This window comes from Pseudoalteromonas sp. NFXS53, from assembly GCF_056629255.1.
The window spans coordinates 93,410-106,260 of record NZ_JBWVBR010000015.1 but is presented as its reverse complement, the minus strand read 5'-3'; the positions used below and the strand labels follow the sequence as shown (position 1 = coordinate 106,260).

The window sequence follows — 12,851 nt, the reverse complement described above, 5'->3', positions numbered from 1 at the left end:
GTTTCGGCTAGGGTGTTGAAAGTACTAAGGATGTTACGAGTAAATTTTAGACAAAAAAATGCCACCTTGCGGTGGCATTACACACGGGATTATTTCTACTTTTAGATAGAAATGCTTTACTTCCAACTTCTCATTTTATGACCCTTCAGGGCATAGAAGAGGATAAATAGGTAACATGGTAATAATACCAGGTATGCCGTTTGGCTAGATGCAACCGTTGCTTCAGAACCTTTTGCTAAACCTAGGAAAAGTGGACCAAAAGCACCACCAGCAATACCCATAACTAATAAACCAGAAGCTACACTAGTTAGCTTGCCAAGTCCAGACAAAGCTAATGGCCAAATTGCCGGCCACATGATTGCATTTGCAAGGCCACATAGTGCTAAGAAGAATACTGCTACTGGCATTTCACCAAACGTCGGAACGTTTAAAGTGGCAGTTGGATCGACAAAAGCAATACCAAAAGTCAGTGCCAAACCTAAAATACCTGATGCTGTCAACGCAGCTTGTTGCGAGATAAAGCGAGGAATTAAAAGAATACCTAGTACATAGCCTGTTACCATAAATGCCATAGTATATGAAGTCATCACACTATAATTCGCGACACCTAAAGTCAGTGCAAATGAACCAACCGTATCACCTGCAATTACTTCAGCCGCTACGTATAAAAACAATGCAACAACACCTAACGCTAGATTAGGGTGCGCTAAAGCTTCTTTCACTGTACCCGCAGATTTATCTTCATTTTCTTCTTCAATTTCAGGAAGTGGTGCAAATTTGATACCTACAGCAAACAGACCAATAAATGCAGCAAGACCTAGGTAAGGCATCACTAAGTTGCCTGCCATAGCATCTTTTTCAACTTGAGATAAAGGCGCGCTTGAAGCAGCTTCACTAAAACCGCCTAATACAAGTGCGGTGAATGCTAATGGCGCAATAACACCTGCAAACTTGTTAAGAATACCCATGATACTTACACGCGCCGCTGCAGACTCTTCAGGGCCTAAACGCACTACGTAAGGGTTAACTGCGGTTTGTAAAATAGTTTGCGCGATACCCATAGTAAACTGCGCCACCAGGAACAACGCAAACACCTGAGTTTTAGCTGCAGGGATATATAGCAGAGCTGTTGCCATCATCATACCGATACTGATGGCCATACCGTTTTTGTATCCCACTTTCTTAACGAATTTTGCCGATGGGATAGCAGTAAATGTCACTGCAATATAAAAAGAGAATAAGATCAAAGACGCCTGAATAGGTGTCAGATCAAAAAGTTGCTTTAGATACGGCATTAATGAACCATTCAACCAGGTAACGAAACCCAGAATAAAGAACATCGCCGCAACGATAGCCAAAGGAATGGCATTGCTTTTAGTCGTCGTTGAATTTGACACAGTTGCTTCCATAAACTTCTACTCGTTGTGTGATTTTAATTATGTCAGATTGGCACAATGCCATAAAATCTTTTCAGCTTTTTACATCATGTAAACAAAAATGACAGCGCTGACATTTTACTTTACGTTAAAATTTGTTCTATTACTAGCCTTACCAGCTAATTAAAAAAGGGCCTTTTAAGCCCTTTTTTAATCCTGCTGATAAGTTTCAGTCTTTACTAAAGTGTTAACTGCGTAATACGGCTAAACTTTTTGCCGTTTAATGTTGTGCGTAATTTCACCGCATTTTTACCACTTACAGAAACAGGTGAGGTGTACTCTGACCAAGATTGGCCGCCATCTGTACTATATTGGATCACTAAATGTGGGAACGCAGAGTTAGCCACTAGCTGACCATTTACTACTTTTGCACCTGGTACAGGTAAATTGACATTCACACCATCACGCTCAAGTTTAGCTAGCTCTTTTACACTTAATGCAGCTGCATAAGTGTGCCAGTCTTTCGCAAATGCCTTTGGTTCAATTTGACTGCCTTCCCAGCTTGCTTTGTGCCAAGCGCGCTCAGCAACGGCAAGGATACGCGGGAATACCATACGTAATACTTGATCTTCAGTACGGATAGTTTCACTCCATACCTGACCTTGAATACCAAGAATATTTTCTGGCTTTTCAAGTTTCGGTAGCTCACGGCCGACTAATGCTTCTAAATTAACAATTGGCTCACGGCTGCGGGTGTAATCGGCATTGGCATAGACATCATCTGGCATATAGCTAAATGTTTTCTTGGTGTCTGTATAACGCGTCGCCCAGTAGTAGCCGCGTTCTTCAGGGTGCGCTTCATAAGGGTGGTCAAAGTACAAATGTGTACCATGAGATAAAATAACCTGATAGCCATTGTTTGCTAAACGGTGTGCTCTATCTGCAACGCCCCACTCCCAGATGTTATCCCACACGTTTGCAGTAAATACATCATTAGGGAATTCATCACGCTTAAACGGGTTAATTTTGTCGTACATTAACCCATCTTCCCACGCACCTGGTGCAATGCCACGTTTAGCAAACATAGTTGCGACACGCTGAGTGAAGTAAGGTTTTAAATCATTTGGACCTGCTACGCCATTATTCGGATCAGCGAACATTGCCTGACACGCCGGTGAACCAACCCAAGAGCCTGCACCAACTTCGTCACCACCAAAGTGAAGATTTGTTAAACGCGTACCCGCTTCGCGATACATGTTTTGTAGTTCGTAGGTTACTTTTTCAATAAACGCGTAAGTCGAATCCATACACGCATTCATTGAATTGTCTGTGTAGTTTTGAACCGTTAAGTACTGAGAAGTATCTTTCGGATCAGATAATAGATATGCTTTAGCTTCGTCAGGTTTACCTTCTGCCATTAAACGATCATAACGTGCTTCCATTGCGATAATTGAGGCACGAGCGTGACCTGGACCTTCAATCTCAGGAATGATGTCAATATGGCGCGCTTTAGCAAACTTCAGTAACTCAACGAAGTCCTCACGGCTTAAATAACCATTACCTGTGCCCGACTTAAATGGACCAGTACCTAACTGAGTTAATAAACAGCTACGCTCTTCTAAATCGAAACAACGATAACCGCCAATGTCTGTTAGCTCAGGTAAACCAGGGATCTCTAAGCGCCAGCCCTCATCTTCAGAGAAGTGCCAGTGGAACTTATTCATTTTATAACGACCCATCTGTTCAACCATTTTGAACAGCGCATCTTTACCATGATAGTTACGGCCATTATCATAATGCATACCACGCCAAGCAAAACGCGGCGTATCTTCTATCTCTACGTTAGGCACTGACACTGTATTTTTTGCATCTGCAGGGATTAGCGCTAAGAAGCTTTGAATACCGTAAAATACACCGGCGTTGTCGCTACCAGTGATAACCACTTTGTCGTCATCAATTTCTAGGTGATAACTTTCAGAAGCCACTTTACCATCAACTTTTAGTGCATCATTCACTTTCAAGAAAATAGTCGGCGTTTTGCCTGCTGAAATATGATCGGCTTCAGCCTTGAGTGTTAAACCATAGTCAGCAAGATCTTCTTGGAAAACGGCCACTTCTGACTTTAATCGTCCTGCGAAACGAATCTGCCAACTGCTATCAAGCTCTGCAGTCCCGCGGTTGAAGTCAACCGAATGAGGCTTTGGAATAATACGTTTCAGCGCGTCTTCTTTGCTTACTTCAATATTGCTTTGATTACGCTCAAAACGTAGCGCAGGAGTAGCAAGTTTTGTCTGATCTTTTGGTTCGTTGTAACGATAAAGCTGATTATCACGTTCAAATGGCGCAATAAATGTAGTTAGGTCTTCGGTGTCAGTATTAGCAAAAATTGCTGGTTTTTGTTTATTACTGACTAAGAAAGCACGTGGCATAAAGTCTGAATATGAGGCCACCCAAGCCCCCGCTTCAAACTCAACATTTAAACTTTCTCCAGCCTTTAGGCCTTTAAACTCGTTTGTTGGTACAAAACGGTGTAAGTCACCATTGATGTGTTCAATAGCAATACCTTGGGTATTTACCTTTGAAATTTTACGCACTGAATGCACATAGATTTGCCAATCACTTTTGCCTTCTGGCAAAGCAACCGATGAATTGTTTTTTAAACGCATAGAGCCGATAAAGCTGGCAGCACCGTTATGAAAATTGTCTTCAACTGCAAAAGTTAGTTCTGTACCTTTTGCGAAATTATCAACTTGTTGTTGAGATAAACCAGCTTGAGCAAATAATGGCATTGCAGCCATGATACCCGCTAGAGCAAATTTCTTGTTTATCATTTTAGCTCCTTGGTAAACGTAAAATACGGTCGACTCGCCACTACAGTTAGCTTAGGACGACAAAGTAAGAACTGCACGCCCATGTTATTGCGTGTGCGATTTTCAGTTCAATAATTTCATCATAGTAAATGCAAAATGACAGCGCTATCAAATATTTTCCATGAACAGCTTATAAAATAAAAAAACCCGCAATTTCGCGGGTTTAGATAAATTAAATTTTATTAAATTACGGTTTTATCTGACTTTTTAGCTATCTGAGGCAGTATTATTTCATCACTTTTCATAAAAGCGCTTTCTTGTTACTGTCAATTCAAGGCGCTAAAGACATCACTCTTTTATTAGCTAGTTACTGTTTTTTGTAACGCATCAATAATGGCAACATTTGCTGCAGGAAACGCCCAATTGTTCAGCTCATTGATTGCCACCCACTGTGATGCCTGCCCTTCAAGTCCTATTGCCTCGCCAGAGAAGTCTTCAACGATATGAATAAACAACTTCACACACTTATCACCATAGTCATGTTCAATATCAAGCAAACTTTGTGAGCTATGCACGTCGATATTCACTTCTTCTTTTAATTCTCTCGCCAGCGCTTCTGTGACTGACTCACCTGATTCAATTTTACCGCCAGGGAATTCCCAAAGACCACCTTGATGTTGCGACTCATCACGCTTAGTAATAAATATGTGCTCATCACGCTTTATTACGCCAACCGCGACTTCGACTACTTTCTTTGTCATTTTCTTCTCCGATAAAAAAAGCGACTATAAAGTCGCTTTTTAATAATTTACGCGTGTGTGATTATTTTAACTTGCCACAACACTGCTTAAACTTTTTACCTGAACCACAAGGACAAGGCTCATTACGGCCAACTTTTGGCTCTGTGCGTGAAGCCACAACTGCACCTTCTGGTACATCACCACCAACATGCTCTGCTTCAGCATGCTGATATTCACGCGGTGCTTGCTCTGCACGACGGTGTTGCTCTTCTACTTTCTCAACATCTTCTTCTGCACGAACTTGTACTTTCGCTAGAATACCGACTACGTCAGTTTTAAGGTTTTCAAGCATTGCAGAGAATAATTCAAAAGATTCACGCTTATATTCTTGCTTAGGGTTCTTCTGAGCATAGCCACGTAAGTGGATACCTTGGCGAAGATGATCCATTGCTGCTAAGTGATCTTTCCAATGTTGATCTAGACTTTGTAACATCACGGCTTTTTCGAAATGACGAAGTACATCTGGGCCTACCATCAATTCTTTTTGTTTGTATGCGCTGTCGATCTCTTCAGTGATACGCTCACGTAATGTCTCTTCGTAAAGCTTGTCATCATCAGCTAGCCACTGAGAAATTGGCAACTCAATTAAGAAGTCAGCTTTAATACGCTCTTCAAGCGCTGGAATATCCCACATTTCCGCTAAGCTTTGCGGCGGGATGTACTGATCAATCATGCCATTCACAACATCGCTGCGGATAGCTGTAATTGTTTCTGAAATATCGCCTTCTTCAAGAAGCTCGTTACGCTGCTCGTAAACAACACGACGCTGGTCGTTTGCAACATCATCGTACTCAAGTAACTGTTTACGAATGTCGAAGTTACGTGCTTCAACTTTACGTTGTGCGTTTTCAATTGCACGGTTAACCCAAGGGTGCTCAATTGCTTCACCACGTTGCATACCTAGCTTACGCATCATGTTTGTCATGCGCTCACCCGCGAAGATACGCATTAGCGCGTCGTCCATTGATAGGTAGAAACGGCTTGAACCTGCATCACCTTGACGTCCAGAACGACCACGTAGCTGGTTATCGATACGACGAGATTCGTGACGCTCTGTACCAATGATATGAAGACCACCTGCCGCAATAACAGCATCGTGAGTTTCTTGCCACTTCGCTTTAATTTCAGCGATTTGTTCTTCAGAAGGGTTTTCTAGCTTAGCCACTTCGCTCTGCCAGTTACCACCTAATACGATATCGGTACCACGACCCGCCATGTTAGTTGCAATAGTCACTTTACCCGGTAAGCCTGCATCAGCAACGATGTCTGCTTCTTGGGCGTGGAATTTTGCATTCAGTACGTTGTGTTCAATTTTTTCTTTACGTAAGAACTGAGATAAATACTCTGAACTTTCGATTGAAATCGTACCCACAAGTACTGGCTGACCGCGCTCTTGACAGTCTTTAATGTCTGCAAGAATGGCTTCAAACTTTTCATCCTGAGTTAAATAAACTAAATCAGCACGATCATCACGGATCATCGGGCGGTTAGTTGGAATAACCACAGTGTCTAGGCCATAAATTGACTGGAACTCGAACGCTTCAGTATCCGCAGTACCTGTCATACCAGATAGTTTTTCGTAGATACGGAAGTAGTTTTGGAAAGTAATAGACGCAAGTGTCTGGTTTTCGTTTTGAATGCGCACACCTTCTTTCGCTTCAACAGCTTGGTGTAAGCCTTCAGACCAACGACGGCCTTCCATTGTACGACCTGTGTGCTCGTCAACAATGATAACTTCGTTGTCTTTTACAACGTAGTCTACGTCTTTTTGATATAGCTTGTGTGCACGAAGTGCTGCATACACATGGCTTAATAACGAAATGTTACCTGCAGAGTACAGTGAGTCACCTTCTTCAATCAGGCCATTTTCAGTAAGAAGCTCTTCAACTTTTAACTGACCACGCTCTGTCAGGTGTACTTGCTTTGATTTTTCATCAAGGGTGTAATCACCGTCACCTTCAACGCCTTCTTCATCTTCTTTCTCTTGAAGTGTCAGTGATGGCACTATGGTGTTAATACGAGCGTAAAGTTCAGAACTATCTTCAGCAGGACCAGAGATGATAAGCGGCGTACGTGCTTCATCGATTAGGATTGAGTCAACCTCATCCACAACGGCAAAGTGCAATGGACGTTGTACACGCTCTTCAATGCTAAATGCCATGTTGTCGCGCAGGTAGTCGAAACCAAATTCGTTGTTCGTACCATATGTGATATCTGCAGCATACGCTTGCTTCTTCGCATCTGGCATCATACCAGGTACATTACAGCCAACAGTTAGACCTAGGAATTCAAAGAGCGGGCGGTTTGTTTCGGCATCACGTTTTGCTAGGTAATCATTCACAGTAATAACGTGAACACCTTTACCTGTTAAACCATTCAAGTAGGCAGGTAGAGTCGCTGTAAGTGTTTTACCTTCACCGGTACGCATTTCAGAAATGCGACCTTGGTGCAACACCATGCCACCGATCATCTGTACATCGAAATGACGCATGCCATAGACACGTTTTGAAGCTTCACGTACCGTCGCAAATGCCTCTGGTAATAAATCGTCAAGGCTAGTGCCTTGCTCATAACGCGCTCTGAAATCTGCTGTTTTTGCTTTTAATTCTTCATCAGAAAGTGCGCTAAGTTGTTCTTCTAATGCATTAATTAATGCGACCGTCTTTCTTAGTTTTTTAATCGTTCGGTCGTTACGACTACCAAAAATTTTGGTAAAAATGTTCGCTATCATGTTTAAACCATTTCACTCTAGTGATGGCTGACCGCATATCCACTTCTAGTATTGGATATCAATGGCCACCCTGCGTCCTGTTGGCAGTAAAAGCAATCAAGCCCTACTGAATGCCGAATATAAAATTGCCTCTATCATACCAGACTCACGCTGTCTGCAAACCTTTGAAATGCAATCAAGCAAAAAAGCCTCATCAATTCATTTGTTCCGCAAGATGGTCCAACTGGTAATTCTCTTTATATGGTGACGACAAGCGTAAATTTCAAGCATTTTCACTGACAAGAATCACTTCTCGTCTGCCGTTATGCTGGTATACTTGGTTAAGTTAATTTTGAAGTGGTATCTGCTGTATGGCTAAAAATCGCTATGATCCAAAATCCATAGATGAATTGATGGGAAAATGGTCAAACAAGATCACCCAGTTCGGTGCAAAGACCGATAGTCTGCAAGTATTACAAACCGAGCTTGATAAAGCGCTGGGTCCTATCTTGAGCAAAAAGTGCCGCGTGGCAAATTATCGAGATGGCACTTTAGTGATTGAAGCCGTTTCTGCCACCTTGGCAACTCGACTTAACTATCTGAAACTAGATATTTTGTCTCACCTTAGACAAAACGGTTTTGCTGAGTGTGGACAAGTGAAAGTCACTTCTAATCCCGATGCACAGTTAAGATTAAGTGAGCCCAAACCTAGTATCAAACCACAAAAAAGTAGTCGAACCATGAGCGAAAGCACTGCTGAACAATTAACAGAGCTTGCAGCGCATGCACCGCCGAGTTTACAAGCCAAACTACTCAAGCTCGCCACCCACGCAGCAAAAAACAAGCAAAAAAAATGACGCTAAAAAGCGTCATTTTTTATAATTAATCTGTATTAAGCTTTCGCAAGCTCCATACCTGGCGCAGGCATATGAATTGGCTCTTCAAATGTTGCCCATTCCCACGCTGATTCAGTCGCCATAATTTGACGTAACAGTTTGTTATTTAAACCGTGACCTGACTTGTAACAGGTGATCTTACCTAGAATGTTATGTCCAGCCATAAACATGTCACCCACACAATCTAAGATCTTATGTTTTACAAACTCATCATCGTATCGTAGACCGTTCGGGTTAAGTACTTTGTACTCATCTAAAACAACCGCGTTATCCATGCTGCCACCTAACGCTAGGTTATTGGCATGCATATACTCGATGTCTTTCATAAAACCAAACGTACGTGCGCGACTGATTTCTTCAGTAAAGCTCTGTGCCGTAATATCAAGACCAATGCGCTGACGACTGTCATTGATTGCTGGATGATCAAAGTCAATCTCAAAATCAATGTGGAAACCATCGTAAGGGGTAATTTCAGCCCACTTATCACCGTCTTCAACACGCACTGTTTCTTTAATACGAATAAAACGTTTAGCAACTTGCTGTTCTTTGATACCGCCTTTTTGTAGTAAATAAATGAACGGTAATGCACTGCCGTCCATAATCGGTACTTCAGCACTATCTAATTCAACAACAAGGTTATCAATACCCAGTGCAGCAACAGCGGCAATTAGATGTTCAGTGGTCGATAAACGCACACCATCTTTGTTAGTCAAACATGTACATAACTGTGTATCGCCAACAGCTTCTGGTGTAGTTTCAAAGTCAACAACAGGGTCAAGGTCGACACGACGGAATACAACACCGGTATTCTCGCTCGCTGGTCGGAGAGTAATGGTAACCTTTTCACCTTTATGTAGACCGACACCTGTCGCTTTAACAACTTCAGCAATTGTACGTTGTCTAATCATAACTTCGCCTATTCATGTCACTTGGACCGCGGATTGTATCACAGATACGACCAGCTGCCAATCGTTTAATATATAACCAGTTTGTTAGTCAGACTGTTTACGTAAAAAGGCAGGAATATCAAAGTAATCGCCTTTTTCAGTCTCACCAGACGTCGCTGGTTTGCTCTCAGGAGCCGGAGTCTTAGGAGCTTGAGTACCTTGACTCTGTGTTTGCTCCGGTGCACTTGTCGGCTGCTCAGTACTCGTTTGAGTAAAGCTTGGTACAAACATACCTGGCTGGCTTGACGCCGGTGCAGCTGTTTGTGCATCACTGCCCGAAACCTGCTGCATACCGTTATCAATAATGCCAAACTGAGGACGACGGTCGCCACCTAAACCAGTTGCAACAACAGTTACACGCAGCTCATCACTCATTTCTGGGTCGATTACCGCACCGACTACCACAGTCGCGTTTTCAGACGCTAAGGCCTTAACATGGTTACCAACCACTTCAAACTCTTCGATGGTGATATCCATACCCGCTGTGATATTAACCAGAATACCTTTTGCACCGGTTAAATCGACGTCTTCTAATAGTGGACTTGAGATAGCCGCTTCTGCAGCTTCTTGCGCACGATCTGGACCAGACGCTGACGCTGTACCCATCATTGCAGTGCCCATTGCCGACATAACTGTACGTACGTCCGCAAAGTCCACGTTGATAAGACCTGAACGGGTAATAAGTTCAGCGATGCCTTGTACCGCACCGTATAGTACGTCGTTCGCTTTCGCGAATGCGTCTAACAGTGTAGTGCCTTTACCTAAAACCTTAAGTAATTTGTTGTTAGGAATTGTAATAAGTGAATCTACAATTTCTGACAACTCACCGATACCTTGATCAGCCGCAGCCATACGCTTTTTACCTTCAAGGTCAAACGGGCGTGTTACCACTGCTACAGTCAAAATACCTAAATCTTTTGCTACGCGCGCAACAACAGGTGCTGCACCCGTGCCTGTACCACCGCCCATACCGGCTGCGATAAAGACCATATCTGCGCCATCTAACGCTTCTTTGATCGTTTCAATATCTTCTTCAGCAGACTTACGACCTACTTCAGGGTTTGCACCCGCACCTAAACCAGATGTAATTTGCGTACCTAATTGTACAGTTACATCTGCAGATGATTTACGTAACGCTTGCGCGTCTGTGTTAGCAGCAATAAATCGCACACCTTCGATTTCTTGTTTTACCATGTGCTCAACAGCGTTACCGCCGCCGCCACCAACACCAATTACTTTGATCACAGCTTCTTCGCTGTGTTGTTCCATAATATCAAACATCATTCACTCTCCGACTCGAGTTTAAAACTCACCTTGGAACCACTTTGATACGCGGCTCCACCAACTCACGTCCGCATCTACTCTCGACTTTTGTGCATTAACCGAATGTAGAGAACGACCGTATTGTAACAAACCTACGGCTGTTGCATATGCAGGATCGTCAACATAATCTGTTAAACCTGTGATATTTACAGGTTTACCTATTCTAACTGGCATTTGGCAGATATCTTCAGCCACTTCTAATGCGCCAGCCATCTTTGCAGTGCCGCCTGTTACGACTAAACCTGCAGCAATTTGATCTTCAAAACCAGAACGGCGAACTTCTTCTAACGCCAGTTCAAATAATTCTCTGAATCTTGGTTCAACCACTTCAGATAATGTATGGCGCGACATTAATCGCGCTGGACGCCCACCAACACTTGGCACTTCAATGGTTTCTTCACTGCTGGCCATTTGACTGCTAGCACATGCATATTGCACCTTTAGTGACTCAGCGTGTGAGATTGGCGTCCTGAAAATTTTTGCGATGTCACCAGTAACTTGGTTACCAGCTACAGGGATCACTGCTGTATGGCGCAATGCACCATTGACATAAATGGCTAAGTCCATGGTACCGCCACCGATATCAAGTACTGCGACGCCTAACTCTTTTTCATCATCGGTTAAAACCGCATAGCTTGATGCCAATGCGCCAAACGTTAATTGGTCTACCTGAAGACCGCAACGCTCAACACACTTCTCAATGTTTTTAGCCATATCATTTGAGCAGGTGATGATGTGAGCTTTCGCTTCCATACGCACACCACTCATGCCTAATGGGTTTTTAATGCCCTCTTGCATATCGATGCTATATTCTTGCGCCAATGAATGAAGCATTTTGCGTTCTGCAGAAATAGGCACTGAACGGGCAATATGCATCACATTGTCCATATCGTCTTCAGTCACTTCTGCGTTATTAATCGCAACAACACCACTCTCGTTTTGACACTGAATATGCTTACCTGAAATACCAAGGTAAACTGAACCTATTCGGCAATCAGCCATTAATTCGGCTTCGTCGACTGCGCGGCGAATGGAATCAGAAACCAGGTTGAGATCGTTCACTCCCCCTTTATCCATTCCATGAGATTCCTGACACCCCACGCCAACGATACTGAGCTGATTGTCTGCTGTTATCTCACCTACTGTTGCTACCACTTTTGAAGTACCAACATCGAGGCCGATTACTAAGTTTCTTTCTACTGACTTAGTCATGCTTCACTCTTATTTTGTTGTTCTGTTTGTGCTGGAAACTTCCAGCTCACCGCAAGGCCGGTGTCATACCTTAAATCTACCGTATCAAGTACGCCGCCCTCTGGGATTTGCATACTCGGATACACGTCTATAAATCTTTGTACTCGTTTGGCTTTTTCTTCGCGCCCGAGGTTAAGTCGCACGCCATCTTCAAGCCATAATTGCCAAGCAAAACGCTCAGACAGCGCTAAACTCACCAAATTAAAATCGTTTACTGCCAGCATATCTTTAAACTGCAAGAATGCTTGCCAGGCCTCTAGTTCACTACCTTCAGGCCCATATAGCTGGGGCAAATAAGCCTGTAAGGCTTCGTTGTCTGCCTGAAACACTTGGCCTTTAGCATTTAACAGCAAGTCGCTATTCCAAATAGCCACGGGTTTGTGCTCAACAATGTAAACCTGTAATTCGTCAGGCCATTGTTTTCTTACCGATACCGTTGCGACCCAAGGTAAATCCTGCACCGAGCGCTGTACTGCTTTCACATTCAGTTGAAAGTAACTACTTAAATCAACCTGCTTAATAGCAGCGACGACCTCTTTGTCAGTGGTGTATTTAGGTTTGCCTAACACCACTATTTTCTTTATTTGTGCATCTTGGTTTTCAACCAGCCAATCAGATACCCAGTAGCCACCGCGAACCAATAAGCCTGCCACCAATACGAAAAAGCCCACACTCAATATCTTTTGCCAATTAAGCTGTGAATTAACTACCTGAGCTTTCTCAAAAAGAGCACGCATA

General features: G+C 43.1%; 9 protein-coding genes. 1 reads left to right on the top strand and 8 read right to left on the bottom strand.

The window, feature by feature from the left end; translation table 11 throughout:
* Nucleotides 1–116: 116 nt before the first annotated feature.
* From nagP to secA, 4 genes are all read right to left on the bottom strand, one after another.
* Nucleotides 117–1,409, bottom strand: a complete 1,293-nt coding sequence (gene nagP, locus AC1HJP_RS15685) for an N-acetylglucosamine MFS transporter NagP (protein WP_480362604.1) — start codon at nucleotides 1,407–1,409, stop codon at nucleotides 117–119.
* Nucleotides 1,410–1,615: 206 nt separating this feature from the next.
* Nucleotides 1,616–4,207, bottom strand: a complete 2,592-nt coding sequence (locus AC1HJP_RS15680) for a family 20 glycosylhydrolase (protein ID WP_480362603.1) — start codon at nucleotides 4,205–4,207, stop codon at nucleotides 1,616–1,618.
* Between the two features lie 338 nt (nucleotides 4,208–4,545).
* Nucleotides 4,546–4,947 (bottom strand): 8-oxo-dGTP diphosphatase MutT, encoded by a 402-nt coding sequence (gene mutT, locus AC1HJP_RS15675; protein ID WP_480362602.1) that lies wholly within the window; start codon nucleotides 4,945–4,947, stop codon nucleotides 4,546–4,548.
* Nucleotides 4,948–5,008: 61 nt separating this feature from the next.
* Nucleotides 5,009–7,717 (bottom strand): preprotein translocase subunit SecA, encoded by a 2,709-nt coding sequence (secA, locus tag AC1HJP_RS15670; protein WP_058028668.1) that lies wholly within the window; start codon nucleotides 7,715–7,717, stop codon nucleotides 5,009–5,011.
* 350 nt (nucleotides 7,718–8,067) lie between these two features.
* Here secA and AC1HJP_RS15665 point away from each other — a divergent pair, with 350 nt between their 5' ends.
* A complete protein-coding gene (locus AC1HJP_RS15665; protein ID WP_480362601.1) occupies nucleotides 8,068–8,553 on the top strand; it encodes a DUF721 domain-containing protein in 486 nt (161 codons plus the stop codon).
* 35 nt (nucleotides 8,554–8,588) lie between these two features.
* On the opposite strand, the gene lpxC is transcribed toward AC1HJP_RS15665, so the two are convergent.
* The 4 genes from lpxC to AC1HJP_RS15645 all read right to left on the bottom strand — a co-directional run bounded on the left by lpxC (nucleotide 8,589) and on the right by AC1HJP_RS15645 (nucleotide 12,850).
* Complete coding sequence (gene lpxC / locus AC1HJP_RS15660) at nucleotides 8,589–9,500, bottom strand: UDP-3-O-acyl-N-acetylglucosamine deacetylase (RefSeq protein WP_058028665.1); 912 nt, start codon at nucleotides 9,498–9,500, stop codon at nucleotides 8,589–8,591.
* Nucleotides 9,501–9,584: 84 nt separating this feature from the next.
* On the bottom strand, nucleotides 9,585–10,820 hold the full coding sequence (gene ftsZ, locus AC1HJP_RS15655; RefSeq protein ID WP_480362617.1) for a cell division protein FtsZ: 1,236 nt from the start codon (nucleotides 10,818–10,820) through the stop codon (nucleotides 9,585–9,587).
* A gap of 21 nt (nucleotides 10,821–10,841) precedes the next feature.
* Nucleotides 10,842–12,074, bottom strand: coding sequence for a cell division protein FtsA (gene ftsA / locus AC1HJP_RS15650; protein ID WP_480362600.1), 1,233 nt, complete (start codon nucleotides 12,072–12,074; stop codon nucleotides 10,842–10,844).
* Entirely contained in the window at nucleotides 12,071–12,850 is a 780-nt protein-coding gene (locus AC1HJP_RS15645; RefSeq protein ID WP_480362599.1) for a cell division protein FtsQ/DivIB, read from the bottom strand. The genes ftsA and AC1HJP_RS15645 overlap by 4 nt, the downstream gene beginning before the upstream one ends.
* Nucleotide 12,851 lies beyond the last annotated feature (1 nt).

Coding starts and splice junctions, on each gene's coding strand:
- ftsZ (WP_480362617.1), bottom strand. CDS start 10,820: ATGTTTGATATTATGGAACAACACAGCGAAGAAGCTGTGATCAAAGTA.
- secA (WP_058028668.1), bottom strand. CDS start 7,717: ATGATAGCGAACATTTTTACCAAAATTTTTGGTAGTCGTAACGACCGA.
- lpxC (WP_058028665.1), bottom strand. CDS start 9,500: ATGATTAGACAACGTACAATTGCTGAAGTTGTTAAAGCGACAGGTGTC.
- AC1HJP_RS15680 (WP_480362603.1), bottom strand. CDS start 4,207: ATGATAAACAAGAAATTTGCTCTAGCGGGTATCATGGCTGCAATGCCA.
- AC1HJP_RS15645 (WP_480362599.1), bottom strand. CDS start 12,850: ATGCGTGCTCTTTTTGAGAAAGCTCAGGTAGTTAATTCACAGCTTAAT.
- nagP (WP_480362604.1), bottom strand. CDS start 1,409: ATGGAAGCAACTGTGTCAAATTCAACGACGACTAAAAGCAATGCCATT.
- ftsA (WP_480362600.1), bottom strand. CDS start 12,074: ATGACTAAGTCAGTAGAAAGAAACTTAGTAATCGGCCTCGATGTTGGT.
- AC1HJP_RS15665 (WP_480362601.1), top strand. CDS start 8,068: ATGGCTAAAAATCGCTATGATCCAAAATCCATAGATGAATTGATGGGA.
- mutT (WP_480362602.1), bottom strand. CDS start 4,947: ATGACAAAGAAAGTAGTCGAAGTCGCGGTTGGCGTAATAAAGCGTGAT.